The following is an 18732-nucleotide window of genomic DNA, read 5'->3' on the forward strand; positions in this document are numbered from 1 at the left end:
ATGCAACCACGGCCCGATCGGCTGGATGTCTACTACGGCAGCGACCGGGTCGGTGCCGTGCACGACAGCGCGCCGCTGGCCTTCGAGTACGCATCGACCTGGCTGGAAGCCGGGCAACGCATGTCGCTGGCCGCCATCCCGCTGCAGCCGGGCCGACAGGCCACGCCCGAGGTGCAGGCCTTCTTCGAGAACCTGCTGCCCGAGGGTGAACTGCGCGACTACCTGGCCGCCCAGCGCAAGGCATCCACGCTCTTCTCGTTGCTGCTGGCGGTGGCTGGCGACACCGCGGGGGCCTTCGTGCTGGTGGCGGCCGGCCAAACGCCGGAACCGCCCCGCTACGAAGCCACGACCTGGGAGGCCATCGCCGCGATCCTGGCCAAGCGGTCGGCTTCTGCCATCGACATCCACGAGCAAGGCGACCGCATCTCGCTGGCCGGGGCGCAGGACAAGACCAGCCTGGCGATCTTCGACGACGGCGTGCCGCAGCTGCCCAAGGGCACCTCGCCGTCCACGCACATCCTCAAGCCCAACATCCGCCGTCTGGCCAAGGTCTGGCACTCGGCCGCCAATGAGGCCATCGTGATGCGCGCCGCGGCGCTGGCCGGCCTGCCGACGGCCGAGGTCTTCTACGAACCGCGCACCGAAGCCTGCGTCGTGCGCCGCTTCGACCGTCAGCTGCGCGCCGACGGCACGCTGGCGCGGCTGGTCCAGTACGACCTGTGCCAGCTGGCTGGCACGGTGTCGGACCGCAAGTACGAGAAGGAAGGCGGCCCGGGCTTGGCCGCCTGCGCCGATCTGATCCGCCGCTACAGCGCGCAGCCCGCCGTCGACCTGCGCCACCTGGTGCGCTGGGTGTTCTTCAATCTGTACGTCGGCAACAACGACAGCCACGCCAAGAACCTGTCGATCTACAGCGTGCCCGGCCAAGGCGTGACGCTGACGCCGTTCTACGACCTGCTGTGCACGCGGCTGTACCCGGGCCTGTCGCCCGAGTTTGCCTTTGCGATCGGCGGCGAGGTCAGGCCGGGCGAGATGGGCGCCGAGCACCTGGCGCTGATGGCCCGGCAGCTAGGCATGCAACCGCGCTTCCTGGCTCAGCAGGCGCGGGACATGGCCGACCGCGTGCCCACGGCCATCGACCAGGCCGCGCGCGAGATCGCCCCCGCACTCACGCCAGCGGCCTGCACGCTGGCCGAGCGGCTCGTGCGCTTCGTGTCGACGACGACCAAGAAGCTGGCAGCGCGCCTGACCGCGTGACGGCAGCCGCAGGAAAGACGGATCCATGGGAGAGATCACCAACCAGGTCGCCATCGTCCTTGGCGTCCTCGTCGCCTGCTTCGCCGGGCCTGCCGCGGCCCTCTTCGTCCTGATTCGCAGGAAGGCGAAGGCGCGGCAAAGCCGCCGCTCTCCCATCGGCATCGCGCTGCTGCGTGGCCCAGGCCACTCGCTGCGGGAACAGCTCGACGAGGCCCACAACGATCTGACCTGGGACCTCGTGCTGTTGATGGTGGTGCCGCTGCTGGCGCTGGCGCTGTTCCTCGCGCAGAGCCATCTGCGCGGCCTGCCGCAGATGGCGCACCTGGCGCCGGTCTACGCCCTGGCGGCGATCGCCTTCATCGCCTACATGCTGCGCAAGCTGCTGAAAGCCGGCACCCGGCTCGACCACCTGAAGGCGGGCTACGACGCCGAGGTGGCCGTCGGCCAGCCTCCCTGGAAGCCGTTGAACGGCTGGAGCGCCTGCGAGAGCAAAGCCGTGAGCGCATCATGCGGCCGGGCACCGAGGTCGTGGCGCAGGAGCGCGATGCTACGGGCGTCGCGCTCGACGTTTTCGATCAGACGGGGCGGCTGCGCAAAGCGACATTGCAAGGGTGGACGGCGCCAGCTGGGGACAACTTGACTTCCTTCTTGGACGGCCTGGCAGGCGTCCGGACGATCGAAGACCAATTGATCGCCCGCGATGCCGCGTCCTTCCCGCAGGCGGAGGGACGACGCACGACGTTGCTGGGTGCGGTCTTCTCGACGGGCGGGCGAAAGCTGGAAGTCTTCAACGTCAACCGCTCGTCGGTTGAGCATGCTCTGGGCGTTGACCTGCTGTACTACCACGAGGAGTTCGATGCGTGGACCATGGTCCAGTACAAGTCGATGGAGCGCGAGGACGACAATCCCGAGAGAACGGCCGTGTACAGGCCGGATGCGCGCTTCGACGTGGAACTGGCTCGGATGGTCGGTTTTCGCCAAGCCTTTGCCGATCGGTGGACCCCAACCGATGGGGTGTCGGCATACCGCCTGCACGGCGATGGGTTCTTCTTCAAGTTCTGTTCCCGGATCCAGTTGGAAGTGCTCTCCGAGGCCCTCCTGCCCGGTATGTACCTGTCGCGAGAGCACATCGAGTCCGTCCTGGCAGATCCAGCCTCATTGGGCCCGCGAGGAGGCCGTCAGATCACCTTCGAGAACTGTGGCCGGCATCTCAGCAACACGCTTTTCGCAGACCTCGTGCGGGACGGTTGGATAGGTACCCGATCGGTGTCATCTGCGCGAGTGGCCCAGCTCGTCCAGGAGGGCCTGGCGGGCAATCGATCGATCGTCATTGCCCGGGCAAGGCGAAGCGGTCAGGCGGCCAACGTCGAGGAAACCATCGCTTCCCTGGAACTGTAGGGACTTCGCTGATCGACACGCCAACCATCGACATGAGTAGGCTGGAGGAGCGCTCAGTGAGAGACACAGGCTTTGGCGAACTGGGGCGTCTCCTGGACCGCTCGCGGGACCTGGAAGCCGAGGTGAACCGCATGCTGGGTGGGGACGCACTGCAACTGTTCGACGACAGCCCTCGAACGCTTGTCGCTCTTTCGGCCGCGCAAACTTCGCTGGAGCATGGAACCGCTCTTCGGGTATTGCTCGCGCAGCCACTCCCTACCGCCGGCATCAGCATGATGCGGCTTCAGCACGAGGCCCTGACGCGGGCTGTGTGGCTGTTGTACGCCGCGTCTGACGAGCAGATCGACCGCCTGGTCGCCACACTCGATGCCGCCGCCGAGAAGGCCGCAGCCAAGCTGCCAATGGCCAAGGCGATGCTCGACGAGATCGTCGGCAAAGCGCCCCACGGCGCGGTCGAAATGCTCACTCACTTCAAAGACGTGAATGCGCCGGCCCTGCACTCTTTCGTGCACGGTGGCATCCACGCCATCCAGCGCGGCCTGACGGGCTATCCGGTCGAACTGCTTGCCAACGTGGTGCGTAGCTCCAATGGGCTGTACACGATGGCCGGCATGCTGCTGGCCATCCTCTCGGGTGACGAGGCCCTGGCCAAGCGCATGAGCAAGATTCAGCCGCGCTTTGCCGACTGCCTGCCACCGCTGATCGCGCCTGCGGCCAGGCCCGAAACTTGATGCATGGGTCCAATCAACCAGCCGCCGGGGCAGATCTCATGGCACAGTCTGTTGTGCGGAGCCGACACCGGCTCCAGCCCCCAATTCCTGTGTACCCACACGTGTACCCGCCAGCGACCTCGAACCGGGAAACCCAGCATCCATGCGCCTTCCCGGCCGATCTCCCTGAGCAGGTGCAGAACATCGAATGAGGCCCTGACACCCGATGGACACCCCTGGCAACCTCTTCGTCGTTGCGGCCCCCAGCGGGGCCGGCAAATCGAGCCTGGTCAAGGCGCTGCTCGAACTGGACTCGCACCTCGCGGTCTCTATTTCGCACACCACCCGGCCGCCGCGCGGGCAGGAGGTCGAGGGACGCGAATACCATTTCATCGAGGAGCCGACCTTTCGCGACATGGTCATGGAGGGCGCGTTCTTCGAATGGGCGGAGGTGCACGGCAACCTGTACGGAACGTCGCGCATCGCGATCGAACAGCGATTGCAGGATGGCGAGGACGTCGTGCTGGAGATCGATTGGCAGGGCGCGCTGCAGATCAAGCGGCTGTTCCCGAACGCCGTGCTGATCTTCATCCTGCCGCCGAGCTGGGACGAACTGCTCCAGCGCCTGCAGCGCCGCGGCGAGGACCCGCCGCCGGTCATCGAGACCCGGATGGCCAACGCCCGCCTCGAGGTGGCCCAGGCAAAGCACTTCGACTACGTGGTCATCAACGCGGTGTTCGAGACGGCCTTGTTCGACCTGAAAGCCATCGTCCACGCGCAGCGGCTAAAATACTCTCGTCTGCGCCGCAGCAAGGCGGCCGTGTTCCGGGCTCTGCACCTGGACTGATTCCCTTCACACCCTCCCCGGAGCACCGTCCATGGCCCGCATCACCGTCGAAGACTGCCTGACCAAGATCCCGAACCGCTTCCAGCTCGTGCTGGCAGCCACCTACCGGGCTCGCATGCTGAGCCAGGGCCATGCGCCCAAGGTCGAGAGCAAGAACAAGCCCGGCGTGACCGCGCTGCGCGAGATCGCCGAAGGCCATGTGGGCCTGGAGATGCTGCGCAAGGTGCCGGTCTAAAGCCTCACGCCCGCTCGCGAACGGCCCGCCTCGGCGGGCCGTCGTCATTTTGGCGGCCCCGCCTCAGGCGACGCCGGTTGCGGTGATGCGCCGGCGCCGCTCCAACAGCTCGAACGCGCCCATGCCGACGAGCATCGCCGCCACGAACACCAGCGCCTTGAACTCGCCCATGCCCAAGGCGACCAGTCCGGGACCGGGGCAGAACCCGGCCAGGCCCCAGCCTACGCCGAACACCAGGCTGCCCAGCACCAGCCGGCGATCGATGTCGCGGGCCGCGGGCAATTGCATCGCAGCCCCCAGCAGGGACACGGTGCGGCGGCGCGCGACGAGGAACGCCACCGTTCCCACGGCGATCGCTCCGGCCATCACGAAGGCCAGCGACGGATCCCACGGGCCGGCGAGGTTCAGGAAACCGATCACCTTGGCCGGATTGGTCATGCCGGCGACGATGAGGCCCAGGCCGAACAGCAGGCCGGCCAGCAGGGACGTGAAGATCAGCATGGCGACGCTCCTCAGAAACCGAACACGTGGCGGACCGCGAACACGGTGGCAAAACCCGCGGCCATGAACGTCGCCGTGGCGACGAGCGAGCGCGGCGACAGCCGCGACAGACCGCAGATGCCGTGGCCGCTCGTGCATCCCGAGCCGTAGCGGCTGCCGGCCCCGACCAGCACGCCGGCCACGACGAGCGTGCCGAAACCCGCGTCGATCTGCGCCTTTGGCAGCGCGGCGAACAGCAGGTAGACGAACGGTGCGCCGATCAGGCCGGCCACGAAGGCGACGCGCCAAGCCGCATCGCCCCAGACGGGTCGCAGCAGGCCCCCGACGATGCCGCTGATGCCGGCGATCCTGCCGTTCAGCAGCACGAAGGCCGCCGCGGCCAGTCCGATCAGCAGGCCGCCGGCGAGCGCGGACCACGGGGTGTAGGCATTCCAGTCGATGTTCACGGCTCATTCCTCGGGACAGTAGAGGCGGTAGAGCACCGCCAGGATCTCGAGCATCGCGGGATCCGCGACGCTGTAGAAGATGTGCTTTCCTTGTCGCCGCGTGCTGACCACGCCCTCGGCGCGCAGGACGCCGAGCTGTTGCGACAGCGTCGGCTGGCGGATGGCGAGTTGCTCCTCCAACTCGCTGACGCAGCGCTCGCCCTGCGACAGCTGGCACAACAGCAGCAGCCGATCCTCGTTCGCCAGCAGCTTGAGAGCCCCGACGGCGCGCGCAGCGGCACCGCGCAGCGCGCCGGGGTCGATGGCAGTGGAGGTGGACTTCACGAAGCGCTCCAGGATTGGACTTGATATCAATATATAAATAAATATACTATAAATCAACAGAGCATCTGAACCCCTGAAACAAGGCCCGCCCATGAGCAAGCGAACCGCGACCCGCGCCTTCTACGATCCCCTGACCGGCACGGTCACCTACGTCGTGTGGGACACGGCGACGCGACGCGCCGCGGTGATCGACCCCCTGCTGGATTTCGAGTTCAAGGCGGGCCGCACCAGCACCGGCTCGGCCGATGCGGTGCTGGCCTGCCTGGCTGAACAGCAGTTGCAGGTGGACTGGATCCTCGAGACCCATGCCCACGCGGACCACCTGTCCGCGGCCCGCTATCTGCAGGGGCGCGTCGGCGGGCGCATCGCCATCGGCGAGAACATCCGAGCAGTGCAGGCTGTCTTCAAGAAGATCTACAACCTCGAGCGCAGCTTCCTGCCCGACGGCAGCCAGTTCGACCACCTGTTCCGCGACGGCGAGACGTTCCGGATCGGTGAGGTGGAAGCCACTGCCTTGCTCGTTCCGGGCCATACCCCGGCCGACATGGCCTACCTCGTCGACGGCCAGGTGTTCGTGGGCGACACGCTGTTCATGCCCGACGTGGGCAGCGCCCGAGCCGACTTTCCCGGGGGTGACGCACACCAGCTCTACCGCTCCATGCGCCGCCTGCTCGATCTGCCGCCAGACACCGTGATGTACGTCTGCCACGACTATCCGCCGCCGAACCGCCCGCCGCGCTGGGAGACGACGGTCGCCGATCAACGAGCCCGCAACATCCACGTCCACGATGGCATTGGCGAGACCGAGTTCGTGGCCATGCGCACCGCACGCGACGCGCAACTCGAGGTGCCCGCGCTGATCCTGCCCTCGCTGCAGGTCAACGTACGCGCCGGGCAGCTCCCGCCAGCGGAAAGCGATGGTGTCAGTTATCTGAAGATCCCGCTCAACGTGCTGGCGACGAAGCACGCACGCGAACCGAACCCGCGCTGACCCGGCCGGCGCCCGTCGTTCGGCAGGGTCGTTCCGCGTTCGCTGCAGTCCGGCTCGGCGAGCGCGCTACCATGAGCCCATGCCCTCTCGTGCCGTACTTGCCGTCCGCAAAAAGCTGAGTCAGGCGTTGCCGTCGTTCATGCTCGGCGGCAGTGCCGTGGCCGAGCAGGACGCGGCCACCAGCGATGCCGAGGCAGCATCTTTTGCCGCGCTGACGCACAAGCTGTCCTACCTCGACGCGGCCGACATCAAGCGCGTGCGCGAGGCCTACAAGTTTGCCGACGAGGCCCACCTCGGCCAGTTCCGCGCCAGCGGCGAACCCTACATCACGCACCCGATCGCGGTCGCCGGCCTGTGTGCCGATTGGAAGCTCGACGCACAGGCCATCATGGCCGCGCTGATGCACGACGCGATGGAAGACTGCGGCATCGGCAAGGCTGAGCTGATCGAGCGCTTCGGCGCGCCGACGGCCGATCTGGTCGACGGCCTCACCAAGCTCGACAAGCTGCAGTTCAGCACCCGAGAAGAGTCGCAGGCGGAGAGCTTCCGCAAGATGCTGCTGGCGATGGCACGCGATGTGCGCGTGATCCTGGTGAAGCTGGCCGACCGGCTGCACAACATGCGCACGATCGATGCGATGCTGCCGGTCAAGCGCGAACGCATCGCGCGCGAGACGATCGAGATCTACGCACCGATCGCCCATCGGCTGGGCCTGAACGAGACCTATCGGCAGCTGCAGGAACTCTCGTTCCAGCAGCTGCGCCCGTGGCGCCATGCCGCGCTCAGCAAGGCGGTGCTGCGCGCCAGGGGCAACCGGCGCGACATCGTCGAGCGCGTGCAGCGCGATGTGGTGAAGGCCTTCAAGGAGGCCAAGCTCGCGGTGCAGGTGTCGGGCCGCGAGAAAACCATCTTCTCCATCTACAACAAGATGGACGAGAAGCGCCTGAGCTTCGCCCAGGTCAGCGACATCTTCGGCTTTCGCATCGTCGTCAACACGCTGCCCGAGTGCTACCTTGCGCTGGGTGTGCTGCACCAGCTCTACAAGCCGGTGCCGGGCCGCTTCAAGGACTACATCGCGATCCCCAAGGCCAACGGTTACCAATCGCTGCACACCACGCTGGTCAGCCCACTCGGTACTTCGGTCGAATTCCAGATCCGCACGGCGCCGATGCACATGGTGGCCGAGAAGGGCATCGCGGCGCACTGGATGTACAAGACCCGAGGCAGCGCCGACGCCCAGAACATCGGCGCGATGTGGCTGCAGTCGCTGCTCGACATCCAGGACGAGACACGCGACTCGGCTGAGTTCCTGGAGCATGTCAAGATCGACCTGTTCCCCGACTCGGTCTACGTTTTCACCCCGAAGAGCAAGATCCTCGCGCTGCCGAAGGGCGCCACCCCGGTGGACTTCGCCTATGCGATCCACAGCGATGTCGGTGACCACTGCATCGCCGCCAAGATCAACGGCGAGCCCGCGCCGCTGCGCACCGCGCTGCGCAGCGGCGACGCGATCGAGATCGTCACCGCACCGGGCGCCCGCCCCAACCCGGCCTGGTTGAACTTCGTGCGCACTGGCCGCGCGCGCTCGCGCATCCGGCACTACCTGAAGAACATGGAGGCAGAGGAGTCCCTGCAACTCGGGCAGAAACTGCTGGCGCAGGCGATCCGTGCCGAAGGCCTGTCCCTGCCTGCCGGCGACGAGACCTCGGCCGGCGCCGACGGTGCGCTGTGGCAGGCCCTGCTGCGCTGGAGCGGCACCAAGAAACGCGACGAGCTGCTGACCGAGATCGGCCTGGGCAAGAAGATCCCGACCATCGTCGCCAAGCGCATGGCCGCGCTGCTGGCCGAGCGTGGCGCGCGGCCCGATGCGCTGACCCTGACGATGGGCCGCTACGGTGCCGATGATGGAGCACCCTCTCAAGGCACCGTGGTCATCGATGGCAGCGAAGGTGCGACCGTGCAGTTGGCCGAATGCTGTCGGCCGGTACCCGGTGACTCGATCGTCGGCTACCTGGGGCGTGGCGAGGGCCTGATGGTGCACACCGGCGAGTGCAGCACTGCCAAGCGCCTGTTCGGGCGGGACAGCGAACCGTGGATCACGGTGGAGTGGTCCGAGGCTCCGCAGCGCAGCTTCGAGACAGCGGTGACGGTGCTGGTCCACAACGGCAAGGGTGTGCTGGCGCAGATCGCCACGGCGGTGAGCGGCGCCGAGGCCGACATCGTGCACATCGACATGGGCGATGAGCGCGCCACCGAGACGACCGAACTGCGCCTGCTGCTTGCGGTACGTGACCGGCTGCACCTGGCCGACACCCTGCGGGCGTTGAAGCGTTCGCCGTCGGTATTGCGCGTGGCGCGCGTCAAGCCCTGAGAACGCGGCCAGCGCCCGCGCGGGTGGGCAGAATGCGCGCGTCGCACGAACGGGAGCAAACGATGCAGATCCTCGAAGGCATCAAGGTGGTCGAACTCGGCCAACTGATCGCCGGCCCCTTCGCGGCCAAGACGCTGGCCGATTTCGGCGCACGGGTCGTCAAGATCGAGCCGCCGGGCGGCGGCGATCCGCTGCGCAAGTGGCGCAAGCTGCGCGAGGGCAACTCGGTGTGGTGGGATGCGCAGTCTCGCAACAAGGAGTCGGTGGCGATCGACCTGCGCCAGCCCGAAGGCCAGGCACTGGTGCGCGAGCTGCTGGCCGACGCGGACGTGCTGATCGAGAACTTCCGACCGGGCACGCTCGAGGCCTGGGGCCTGGGCTGGGAAGCACTGCATGCGCTGAATCCGCGGCTGATCATGCTGCGCCTGTCTGGCTTCGGCCAGACCGGGCCCCGGGCGGGCGAGCCAGGCTTCGCGGCGGTGGGCGAGGCCTTTGCCGGCCTGCGCCACCTGAATGCCGAACCGGGCCGTGCACCGGTGCGGGCCGGCGTGTCGCTCGGCGACACCGTGGCCGGGCTGCACGGCGCGATGGGCGTGCTGCTGGCGCTGTACGGTCGCGATGCGCGCGGCGGCACCGGACAGATGATCGACCTGGCGCTCTACGAGGCCATGTTCAACCTGACCGAGAGCCTGCTGCCCGAGTACGACGCGTTCGGCGAGGTGCGGCAGCCGGCCGGCGGCGCGCTGCCCGGTATCGCACCGTCGAATGCCTACCCCTGCGGCGACGGTCGCTTCGTGCTGGTGGCCGGCAACGGCGACAGCATCTTCCGCCGGCTGATGGCCGCGATCGACCGGCCCGATCTGGCCGACGACCCGGCGCTGGCGCGCAACGATGGCCGCGCCGCGCGAGCCGCTGAACTGGACACCGCGATCGGCGCGTGGACCGCGCAGCGAACACTCGACGACGTGCTGGCCGCCATGGCGGCCGCCGACGTGCCGGCGAGTCGCCTCTACACGATCGCCGACCTGGCGACCGACGCGCACTACCAAGCGCGCGGCAACATCGAGCGCATCCCCGCACTGGCGGGAGGCACGATCGCGGTGCCCGGCATCGTGCCGCGGCTGTCGGCCACGCCGGGTGCGGTGCACCGCCGCGCGCCCCGGCTCGGCGAGCACAGCGATACCGTGCTGCACGAACTGGGTCACGACGACGTGGCGATCGCCGCGCTCCGCGCGCGCAAGATCGTGGGCTGACGCCGGCGGTCAAGCCGGTCGGGGTGGGTAGCGCACCTCGATCACCTCGATCGTCTGCGGCCCCTGCGGCGTGAGCAGCGTGACCTCGTCGCCCACACGCGCCTTCAACAGTGCCCGCGCCACCGGCGAGATCCAGCTCACCTCGGCCTGCAGGTTGTCGGCCTCGTCGATGCCCTTGATCGTGATCGTGCGCTCGACGCCGTCGGGGGCCGCGTAGGTGACGGTCGCGCCGAAGAACACCTGGTCGCTGCCTCGATGCACGCTGGGGTCGGCCACCTCGGCGATCTCGAGTCGCTTCGTCAGGAAGCGGATGCGGCGGTCGATCTCGCGCAGCCGCTTCTTGCCATAGAGGTAGTCGCCGTTCTCGGAGCGGTCGCCGTTCTTCGCGGCCCAGGACACGGTCTCGACCACCTTGGGACGTTCGTCGTCGAGCAGTTGCATCAACTCGGCCCGCAAGCGGGCGAAGCCCGCCGGCGTGATGTAGTTCTTGCTGCCGGCCGGCAAGGCGGGCAGCTCGAGCTCGTCGTCCTCGTCAGGCGCGTCGCTTTCCTTCGTGAAGGCCTTGCTCATGCCATCATTCTCACGCGCGTCGCCGCGGAATGAGCAAGCCCGGACATTCGGTTGAAAATGCCTTCCCTGCACCACCTCCATCGCCAGCCGCACGCCCCGCAGGGCGCGTCAGTCTGCTCGCGAACTGCACACTGATGACGCAACAGGCACAGTCGGCCAACTCCGACACCAACGGCTTCACTTGCCAAGAATTCAACCACCACTTCGAGACTGATGTTCGGCTGCATCACCGCCCGGACGCGCAGTGACGCGTGAACCTCGGCATCGACCATCTCAATAACGAGAAACTCTGAGCCTTCCATCCAGACCCGCAGCGGACATTCCACCCGGAGATATGGTTCGACCTATCACTACCGGGATCCGGCTTATGACGGTCATGCCGGTCGCGAGATCATGGCGTTGGACCACAGGAAGGGCAGCACGCTCCACCATGCCTGCTCGCCCGACTTGAACGTCGCCTTCGGGTCGTGCATGACACGGTGAACGAGTTTGGTGGCGCGCTCCGCGTCTACCAGGCCGCACTGCTTGAAGGCGGTGGAGTTCACCGTGTCGAGGAAGAAGCCACGCAGCGGGCCCCGCATCCAGTCGACGATCGGGGAATTGAAGCCGATCTTGTTGCGACGGTAGGCGATCTCGTGTGGCATGAACGGCGCGATGGCGTCGCGGATGATCGCCTTCGAGTAGCCGCCGCGAATCTTCGATGTCCACGGCAGTGCGAAGGCAAAGGTCGCGATCCGCCAGTCCAGGAACGGCATGCGGATCTCGATCGATGCGGCCATACCGTAGCGATCGTAGCTACGCAGGATGGAGGGCAGCACGAAGGAGTGGGTCTGCCAGAACAGCGCGCGGCTCAGGTGATCCAGTTCTTTCCAACGGGGATGGTCGGTGTACTCACGGCCCAGGTTGGTGTGCATGCCCAGCGCGTGCTTGGCCATCGCGCTACCCATGTGCTTAGCGTAAGAAGCCAGACGGCTCGAGGGCTTGCGGAACTGGGTCGAGTTGTCGGGAACGTTGTGCTCGTAGAGATCGAGCACTTCGTTGATCTGTTGCCGGTCGGTGCCTGCATCGAGTAGCGCGTATGCCCAGTCATTGCTGTAGCCGCCGAACAACTCATCGGCCGCATGGCCGTCCAGGGTGACCGTGACACCCCCTTGCTTGATGCGGCCGTAGAGCGACATGAACGGGATAGGACTCGTAACTGTCATGTCCTCGTACAGATAGAGCATGTTCTGCAGTTGATCGATGTGCCGGGTCGGATCGATCGGCAGGATCTCCGCCTTGATGCCCGCGTGCTCAGCCACGCGTTGCGCATAGTTGGCCTCGTCCAGCGGCGTGCCGGGGAAGGAAGCGACGAAGGCATGTTGCCAGTCGGCCGACAAGCGGCTTTCGCCGCCGCGGGTTCGGTTGATATGCGCCAGCGCCGACAACACTGAACTTGAGTCCAGCCCCCCGGAGAGCGCCGTGCCGATGGTGACGTCGCTGCGCATGCGGATACGACAGGCGTCAAGGAAAAGCTCGCGCATCATCTCGACCTGCTCGCCATAAGACGAGGGGATGGTCGGGATATGGTCCAGCGTGTTCCACCAGCGCCGGCTCTGCACACGCCCCCGCACGACCTTGCCGCAATGCCCAGCCAGCAATCGCTTGACGCCCTTGATCAGGCAACGCTCCGTCGCCTCGTAGGCGAATGATGACCGTAGCGTCATGCCCTTGATGAGCGCGTCGTCGGGCTCCACCGTCGGCAGCAACGGCAGCAGCGCCTTCATCTCGGAGGCAAACGCAAAGTCCCCGTTCGGCAGTTCCGCGAAGAACAGCGGTTTCTTGCCGAAGCGATCGCGCGACAGGAAGAGGCTCTTCTCGACACGATCCCAGATCGCGAACGACCACATGCCGTTGAAGCGCAGCATGCAGGCTTCGCCCCATTGCTGATAGGCCGCGAGGATGACTTCCGTGTCCGATTCGGTGCGGAAGACGTGCCCCAGCGCCTGCAATTCGCTACGGATCTCGATGAAGTTGTAGATTTCGCCGTTAAAAGTGATCCAGTAGCGGCCTTCGCCGAAGCTCATTGGCTGCTTGCCGTTCTCGGACAGGTCGAGGATCGACAGTCGCCGGTGTCCGAGCGTCACCCCCTCCTCGATCCACATCCCCCAACCGTCGGGGCCGCGGTGGACCATGGTGTTCAGACACTGCTCGGCCTTCCCTCGATCGAGTTGGCCGACGTAACCAAAAATGCCGCACATGTGTTCGCCTTTGACGATGCAGGATTAGAGAGTCACCTGAGCCGGCCGCTCAGGCCCGCGAGCCTCGAAGGCCCGACCAGAGCAGTCGGGCATAGGGCCACGAGAAATACAGGGGCCAGAGAGGTCCGCCATGGCGACGTGTGAAATGCAGCCAGGAGCGGACAGGCAGACCCTTGCGCCCGAGCAGCAAGCGCCATCGCTTGCGCAACGGCAGGGAGGTGTCGGAATGGGTGCCGCTCACCGGATTGTCGGAACAGTAGCCAATAACGCCGGCGCTGACAAAGCACCCGAACCCTGCACGTCCGGCGCGCAACCCGTAGTCCGTATCGCCCATCGCGTGCTCGAACACAGGGTCCAGATTACCCACGCGCAGCGCAATCTCGCGTGGAATCAGCACGCAGTTGCCCTCGATCACGTCGCAGCGCATCGGTTCGGTGGGGCTCCAGACCATCTGGTAGTTGAAGCGCCGCAGGGAGCTGCCGGCGACACGTCCGCCGTAGGTGATCCGCCCGCTGCCACGCTCTGCCATCGCACCGACGATGATGACCGGCTTGCCCTGCTCCTGCCGCAATTGCACGGACTGCCGCAGGAGCCTCCCGATCGCATCAGGCACCAGGTGGCTGTCGTCGTTGATCCACAAGTAGTAATCGGCCGGCCGCTGCATCGCCAAGCCATAGCCCTCGTGCATGCCCCGGTTCCAGAACAGCGCCCCCGAACCGTCGATCACCTCCACCTCCGGGAAGCCGGCTCGGACCGCGGCGGCGGTGCCGTCTGAGCTTGCATCGTCCACGACGATCATCTGCAGCTCGACGTTCGCTTCGTTGGCAGACGCGTGAAGCGCCTCCAGACATGCGAGCGTCATCGGCTTGCGGTTGAAGCACGTGAGGACGCCGACGACCCTGACTGATGGCGTCGCTGCAGAAGTCTGAAGGGAGTCGGAGGCCTTTGCAGATGTCATCGGAGCGGTCGGGGGGGTCGGCAGGGACAAGCGGGGCACACGCGCAGGGAATTGCTAGACGCTTCGTTTCACGTAGGCGGTCGGCCGAGCGTTCGTGAACTTGGCCTGCCGTCGCCGCCGTCTCGAGCGATGCATGATCTGCGCCAACGCCAGTCCGGTCACAGCGCCATGTGTGTAGGAAGCGGAATACGGCACGTAATAGACCACCGACGCGATGAGGATCAGACCAAACCCGCGTATCTGCAGGTACTCGGACTCGGACTCGACCCGGCCGAGCAGGCTGTACACCAAGGCGATCAGCGTCGCCAGCACGAGCAGGCCGAGGCCCACCACGCCGACACGCAAGAGCATGTCGACGTAGAAGTTGTGCGGCGAGTATTCAGCGATCTTTCCGTCGACGAATCGGTGCCAGCCGTGGCCGTACGGAAAACCGAACAACAGAGTTTTCGTCGAGGAGTTGGCCCATTCGTCCAGCAGAGACTCCCAGCCGAACATCCGGTCGGTCACTGTGCTGCGCGAAGCGGTCACCGATGACAGGGAAGCGTCCAGCGCGTCGAACAGCGGATCGAGGTAGCCGAAGGTCGCCGCGATGCCCGTACCGATGCCCGCCACCAGCACGAAGCCGAGCAACCACGGGAACTGGCGCGGCAGATGTTTTCGCTCCTGGACCAGAAGATAAGCCCCCGCCGCCACGGTAGCCAGCCACACGGAGCGATGCTGCAGCACCAGGACGATGGCGGCGAAGATCAGCGCATGCAAGCCGCTGCGGGGAGTGCCGGTGCCACGCAGCCAGGCCATGCCATGCACCAATGCTGCTGCCGCCAGGAAGAACGCTGCCTCTGAGGGCAATGCGCGGAAGACGCTCGTTATCCCGATATCGAGCACGAAGCTTCGCGGCACGAACCCGAGCGCCAGGCCGACCCAGCGGTAGATGGCGATCACGATCAACCCATAGGCGCACCACGTTGCCCACTTCGCGATCTTCTTCATCTCCCCATCGTCGAAGTCGCAGGTACAGGCATAGAGGCCGACGCACCAGTAGTACACGTAGTCGCGCGCCTCCGTGCCGGCCGACTTCCCGTACTGCGACAAGCCCAGCGTCAACGACGCGAACAGCAGTCCTCCCAGTGCCAGCCACAACAGCAAGGGCCCCTGGAGCGGGAGCGGCCGCTTGAACGACTCGAGCACCACCACGACCATCAAAACGAGGACGAGAATGTCCGCCGGGTAGGCTTGCAGCCCGCCCAGATTGAGATAGGGCCGCGGATAGTGCGTGAAAAGATCGAACGCAAAGATCATCAGCACATACGCCATCCCGAGGATGCGCTTGTTGCTGGAGGCGATGAAGAACCAGACGATGGCAATCACCGCGCCCAGCACCAGGGGTGCGGCCACGACCGCAAACGCCGATGGCAACAGCAGATCGGACAGGTCACCCATGGCAGTTCTCTACACCGACCTTCATCGCTCATCGGCCATCGTCAACCGACGGTCTGGCGCGCACGTGCACCGTGAGGGGCCGAGACCACCGAAGCCGCGCACGCAGCCTCGTACTGGAGCATGTATTGATCGACAACCCGATCGGCTGCGAAGAGGCTGCGAGCTCGCGCTCGCCCCGCTGCAGAAAAACCGGCCCATCGCTTGGGATCGGTGGTTAGATCGAGGACAGCCCGCGCCATCGATTCCGGGTCGTTCACATCGACCAGCACACCGGCCTTTCCATCGTTCAGTTGCCATGGCACGCCAGCGGTCATCCGGCCGGCGATCACAGGCAGTCCGACGCTGAGTGCCTCGGCGATCGTCATCGAGCAGGCCTCCAGCCTCGAAGGATGAAGCAGCACCGCACCCGCCTGCATCTGGCTCAGGATGGAAGCGTGCGGCACGGCGCCACGGAAATCGATGCCGGCGTCTATGCCGTTGCTTCGAGCCCATTGCTGCGCCACCCCTTCGGGCTCCCAATGCCAGCCGAAGCACACCATCCGCAATGCCGGATTCGCGCGGCGGGCGATCGCGAACGCACGCAGCGCCGCAGCGCCGTTCTTCCAAGCGTCCCAGCCATTGAGCACCATCACCAGCGTTTGCGAATCGAACGACTCCGCGGTGCATCCCCGCGAGGCCATCACATCGTCAGCTATCGGGTTCGCGACGACGGCGACCGGGGTGCGAGTGAATTTCTGCACGTCAACAGCGAGGTCGGCGGATACGGCCGTCAGATAGCGGCAACGCGGAATCACGCGCCGCGCCATGCCGAAGCGCAATGCCCGGTAGAGATCCGGCATCAACCGCAGCACCTTCCACGGAGAATCGTGTGCCGTCACGACCGTCGGATAGCCGCTGTCGAGCGCCGCCCAGGCGAACTCGTAGGTCCAGTGCGCATGGACCACATCCGGCGCGAAGTCCGCGATGGCCGCCATCATGCCGCGCCGCTCGAACGAGAACAGGTCGAGCGCCTTACCGACGTGGCCGTTCGAATAGCGGAAGCCCTTGATGCGCTCAGGGCAGAAGTAGGCCCGCAGGCCCAGGCCATCGAAGACCTTGAAGGACGGACTGCGCGCGGCTGCGGGAAAGCTTGACTTGTCCGTTGTGACCGCAGCAACGGTATGCCCGCGGTTGACCAGCGCACGCGCATAGGCCGCCATCAGCGGCGCACCCAGATAGCCGTCAGGCAGGTGCGTCCCGGCGGGAAAGCTGAACGATGACGCCAGAGACGAACCGGTGAACGGCCCTACGATCGCGATGCGCACGGAGCGGCCTCCCGTTGGCAGCGTCGACACTGCGGTTCTCCCCCCGCCAAAAGGCAGTTGCGCGGAAAAGACGGCGTGACCTCGGCCGCCTCGTGGCGGCATCGCATGCTCACACTGACTCCTGCAGGACAGACTGAGTCGACACCGCTGCCGTGGACTCACCAGTACTTGTCGAGGCATCCGGCGCACCCAACTGAGCAACGAGGTGATCAGCGAGCCGCAAGCTGAGTGCGACGAGCGTGAACGTCGGGAAATTAGCCCCGGCCGTCGGAAACACCGAACTGCCGGCCACGTACATGTTGGACATCCCGTGGATCCGGCTGTCGGGGTCGACTACGCCTTGCTTGGGGGACTCGTGCATCCGCGTAGTCCCCATGTGGTGCCACGTGCCTTCGATGTTGGCAGGCCAGGGATTGCCCTGCAATGGCCGATCGAAGGCGACATCGGCAATGCCGGCCGTGCCGAGTTCGTCGGCAATGATCTCCAGCGATCGATCGAACGTGCGCTTGACCTGCTCATCGAGCCGCCAATCGACCTTGACCCGCGGCATGCCCAATGCGTCCTTCTGGTCGGACAACGAGATGCGGCTGTCGGGATTGGGCGTCGGTTCGCAGATCATCTGGAACTGGGCTTCCTTGATCGCGTGGAACTGAAGCTCGCGAGTGATCCATTCCGGCACCTGGCGCGCCGCGATGAAGTTGAGACTGTCGAGCGGCTGCTTTGCCATAGTGGCCAAGTCGCCCCAGAATCCATGCTGCGGATCGACCTTCGAATGCAACCGGTGCTTCATGCGAACAATCGCGGCCGCTGCATCGGTGCCTTCGCCAGGGAAGATCGAGTGGAACCAGATGCGCGCGTTGAGCAATCCTTCGCGTCGCTGAGTTTCGGGCGTGACGGCCATCTGGGCCGCGACGTGCGTCCCGTGTGCTGAAACTGCTCGGTTCAGATAGTGGAACTTGATATCGTAGAGCTTGTTGCGCAGCCACGCCGGCCGGAATCGGACCTTGTGCAGGTAGAGGCGGGGATGCTCCATGAAGAAGCGCCCGACCAAGTCGTTGGCATTCCCCAGACCGTTCGTGTGCTGCTTGTTGCAGGCAAGCAGCACACGAGCATTCTCGATGCCACCTGTGGCCAGCACGAACTGGCGAGCCTCGACGCTGAGCTTCTTACCCGTGACAGTCTGCACATGGACCCGCTTCACGGTCTGACCGGTCGACTCGGTCTCGATGTCCGTTACGTTCGCATAGAGGAAAACCTTGATGTGTCTCGCCCGCTTGAGCTCGCCGCGGTAATGCTTGCCGAATCGGGTCGGGCGGCTGAACTGGGACATGCTGTCCTCCACGCGACCGGTGGGCAACGGCATGCGGCGGACGTCGCGACGGTTGATCGCCTTGACCCAGTAATCCATCTCGAAGTTGGAGGGGCCAAGGCTGAGGACGGAGTGCGCTCGCTCATAGAACGGCATCAACTCTTCACGATCAATCGGCCAGCCGCTGTGCGGCACCCATGAACGAGGTTGGAGATCCTCGACATCGAGCGGCCGACACCATCCGCCCCAGCAATTGCTCCCGCCGCCGAGAAAGCGGCTGCGGAAACCATCTCCGAACTCGTAGGGAATACCGACGTTCTCGCCACGGTAGAGATCCATCGTCGCGGGATCGGGCTTGAAACCGCCACTCTCGAGAACGATGGTGTCGATCCCATGACGCTCGAACTCGAGCGCCATCGTCAGACCGGCCGGGCCCGCGCCGATAATGCAGACCGTGGACTGCAGTACCTGACCTTCATTCACCTGCCGTGCATCGCACAACATGTCATTTCACTCCATGTTCAAGGTTCGCGACCCAGACGAAAGGTGTGTCGAGTTTCATCGGGCACAGTCGACTG

At 65.7% G+C, this 18732-nt stretch carries 18 protein-coding genes; 9 read left to right on the forward strand and 9 right to left on the reverse strand.

Annotated elements, in window-relative coordinates; all coding sequences use genetic code 11:
- The 6 genes from MPE_RS13680 to rpoZ all read left to right on the forward strand — a co-directional run bounded on the left by MPE_RS13680 (position 1) and on the right by rpoZ (position 4447).
- The gene (locus tag MPE_RS13680) at positions 1-1257 is read left to right on the forward strand and encodes a type II toxin-antitoxin system HipA family toxin (RefSeq protein WP_011830296.1); all 1257 of its coding nucleotides are present in this window, start codon (positions 1-3) and stop codon (positions 1255-1257) included.
- Between the two features lie 25 nt (positions 1258-1282).
- Complete coding sequence (locus MPE_RS13685) at positions 1283-1897, forward strand: hypothetical protein (RefSeq protein WP_011830297.1); 615 nt, start codon at positions 1283-1285, stop codon at positions 1895-1897.
- Positions 1898-1905: 8 nt separating this feature from the next.
- Positions 1906-2655: a hypothetical protein gene (locus MPE_RS13690; protein ID WP_148210947.1), complete on the forward strand. Its 750-nt coding sequence runs from the start codon at positions 1906-1908 to the stop codon at positions 2653-2655.
- A 131-nt stretch (positions 2656-2786) separates the two neighbouring features.
- Positions 2787-3386 carry a DUF6988 family protein gene (locus tag MPE_RS13695; RefSeq protein WP_375136170.1) on the forward strand — a complete coding sequence of 200 codons (600 nt, stop codon included), beginning with the start codon at positions 2787-2789 and terminating at the stop codon, positions 3384-3386.
- Positions 3387-3591: 205 nt separating this feature from the next.
- Positions 3592-4212, forward strand: a complete 621-nt coding sequence (gmk, locus tag MPE_RS13700; protein WP_011830299.1) for a guanylate kinase — start codon at positions 3592-3594, stop codon at positions 4210-4212.
- Positions 4213-4243: 31 nt separating this feature from the next.
- Positions 4244-4447 (forward strand): DNA-directed RNA polymerase subunit omega, encoded by a 204-nt coding sequence (gene rpoZ, locus MPE_RS13705; protein WP_011830300.1) that lies wholly within the window; start codon positions 4244-4246, stop codon positions 4445-4447.
- Positions 4448-4510: 63 nt separating this feature from the next.
- On the opposite strand, the gene MPE_RS13710 is transcribed toward rpoZ, so the two are convergent.
- The 3 genes from MPE_RS13710 to MPE_RS13720 are packed head-to-tail and all read right to left on the reverse strand — an operon-like array spanning position 4511 to position 5775.
- Positions 4511-4948 carry a DUF6691 family protein gene (locus tag MPE_RS13710; protein ID WP_011830301.1) on the reverse strand — a complete coding sequence of 146 codons (438 nt, stop codon included), beginning with the start codon at positions 4946-4948 and terminating at the stop codon, positions 4511-4513.
- 11 nt (positions 4949-4959) lie between these two features.
- Entirely contained in the window at positions 4960-5394 is a 435-nt protein-coding gene (locus tag MPE_RS13715; RefSeq protein ID WP_011830302.1) for a YeeE/YedE family protein, read from the reverse strand.
- A 3-nt stretch (positions 5395-5397) separates the two neighbouring features.
- Positions 5398-5775 carry an ArsR/SmtB family transcription factor gene (locus MPE_RS13720; RefSeq protein ID WP_011830303.1) on the reverse strand — a complete coding sequence of 126 codons (378 nt, stop codon included), beginning with the start codon at positions 5773-5775 and terminating at the stop codon, positions 5398-5400.
- A 34-nt stretch (positions 5776-5809) separates the two neighbouring features.
- Here MPE_RS13720 and MPE_RS13725 point away from each other — a divergent pair, with 34 nt between their 5' ends.
- The 3 genes from MPE_RS13725 to MPE_RS13735 all read left to right on the forward strand — a co-directional run bounded on the left by MPE_RS13725 (position 5810) and on the right by MPE_RS13735 (position 10333).
- Positions 5810-6709 carry an MBL fold metallo-hydrolase gene (locus MPE_RS13725; protein ID WP_011830304.1) on the forward strand — a complete coding sequence of 300 codons (900 nt, stop codon included), beginning with the start codon at positions 5810-5812 and terminating at the stop codon, positions 6707-6709.
- Positions 6710-6848: 139 nt separating this feature from the next.
- Positions 6849-9080, forward strand: a complete 2232-nt coding sequence (locus tag MPE_RS13730) for a RelA/SpoT family protein (protein ID WP_049820903.1) — start codon at positions 6849-6851, stop codon at positions 9078-9080.
- A 62-nt stretch (positions 9081-9142) separates the two neighbouring features.
- Entirely contained in the window at positions 9143-10333 is a 1191-nt protein-coding gene (locus MPE_RS13735; RefSeq protein WP_041930177.1) for a CaiB/BaiF CoA transferase family protein, read from the forward strand.
- Positions 10334-10342: 9 nt separating this feature from the next.
- Here the strand turns inward: MPE_RS13735 and greB are convergent, their stop codons facing one another.
- The 6 genes from greB to MPE_RS13765 form a co-directional block, all read right to left on the reverse strand.
- Positions 10343-10903, reverse strand: coding sequence for a transcription elongation factor GreB (gene greB / locus MPE_RS13740; protein ID WP_036229178.1), 561 nt, complete (start codon positions 10901-10903; stop codon positions 10343-10345).
- Between the two features lie 374 nt (positions 10904-11277).
- Entirely contained in the window at positions 11278-13143 is a 1866-nt protein-coding gene (gene asnB / locus MPE_RS13745; protein WP_011830308.1) for an asparagine synthase (glutamine-hydrolyzing), read from the reverse strand.
- Between the two features lie 49 nt (positions 13144-13192).
- Complete coding sequence (locus MPE_RS13750) at positions 13193-14101, reverse strand: glycosyltransferase family 2 protein (protein WP_011830309.1); 909 nt, start codon at positions 14099-14101, stop codon at positions 13193-13195.
- Between the two features lie 54 nt (positions 14102-14155).
- Positions 14156-15541 carry a hypothetical protein gene (locus MPE_RS13755; protein WP_011830310.1) on the reverse strand — a complete coding sequence of 462 codons (1386 nt, stop codon included), beginning with the start codon at positions 15539-15541 and terminating at the stop codon, positions 14156-14158.
- 41 nt (positions 15542-15582) lie between these two features.
- Positions 15583-16845: a glycosyltransferase family 4 protein gene (locus tag MPE_RS13760; RefSeq protein ID WP_041929693.1), complete on the reverse strand. Its 1263-nt coding sequence runs from the start codon at positions 16843-16845 to the stop codon at positions 15583-15585.
- Between the two features lie 109 nt (positions 16846-16954).
- A complete protein-coding gene (locus MPE_RS13765) occupies positions 16955-18658 on the reverse strand; it encodes an FAD-dependent oxidoreductase (RefSeq protein WP_011830312.1) in 1704 nt (567 codons plus the stop codon).
- Between the last annotated feature and the right edge of the window lie 74 nt (positions 18659-18732).

The organism is Methylibium petroleiphilum PM1, from assembly GCF_000015725.1.
GTDB classification, from domain to species: Bacteria; Pseudomonadota; Gammaproteobacteria; order Burkholderiales; family Burkholderiaceae_C; genus Methylibium; species Methylibium petroleiphilum.

Bases quoted from the DNA above. Each gene is read 5' to 3' on its own strand.
- MPE_RS13680 (WP_011830296.1), top strand. From the start codon at position 1: ATGCAACCACGGCCCGATCGGCTGGATGTCTACTACGGCAGCGACCGG.
- MPE_RS13685 (WP_011830297.1), top strand. From the start codon at position 1,283: ATGGGAGAGATCACCAACCAGGTCGCCATCGTCCTTGGCGTCCTCGTC.
- MPE_RS13695 (WP_375136170.1), top strand. From the start codon at position 2,787: ATGCTGGGTGGGGACGCACTGCAACTGTTCGACGACAGCCCTCGAACG.
- gmk (WP_011830299.1), top strand. From the start codon at position 3,592: ATGGACACCCCTGGCAACCTCTTCGTCGTTGCGGCCCCCAGCGGGGCC.
- rpoZ (WP_011830300.1), top strand. From the start codon at position 4,244: ATGGCCCGCATCACCGTCGAAGACTGCCTGACCAAGATCCCGAACCGC.
- MPE_RS13710 (WP_011830301.1), bottom strand. From the start codon at position 4,948: ATGCTGATCTTCACGTCCCTGCTGGCCGGCCTGCTGTTCGGCCTGGGC.
- MPE_RS13725 (WP_011830304.1), top strand. From the start codon at position 5,810: ATGAGCAAGCGAACCGCGACCCGCGCCTTCTACGATCCCCTGACCGGC.
- MPE_RS13730 (WP_049820903.1), top strand. From the start codon at position 6,849: ATGCTCGGCGGCAGTGCCGTGGCCGAGCAGGACGCGGCCACCAGCGAT.
- MPE_RS13735 (WP_041930177.1), top strand. From the start codon at position 9,143: ATGCAGATCCTCGAAGGCATCAAGGTGGTCGAACTCGGCCAACTGATC.
- greB (WP_036229178.1), bottom strand. From the start codon at position 10,903: ATGAGCAAGGCCTTCACGAAGGAAAGCGACGCGCCTGACGAGGACGAC.
- asnB (WP_011830308.1), bottom strand. From the start codon at position 13,143: ATGTGCGGCATTTTTGGTTACGTCGGCCAACTCGATCGAGGGAAGGCC.
- MPE_RS13750 (WP_011830309.1), bottom strand. From the start codon at position 14,101: ATGACATCTGCAAAGGCCTCCGACTCCCTTCAGACTTCTGCAGCGACG.
- MPE_RS13755 (WP_011830310.1), bottom strand. From the start codon at position 15,541: ATGGGTGACCTGTCCGATCTGCTGTTGCCATCGGCGTTTGCGGTCGTG.
- MPE_RS13765 (WP_011830312.1), bottom strand. From the start codon at position 18,658: ATGTTGTGCGATGCACGGCAGGTGAATGAAGGTCAGGTACTGCAGTCC.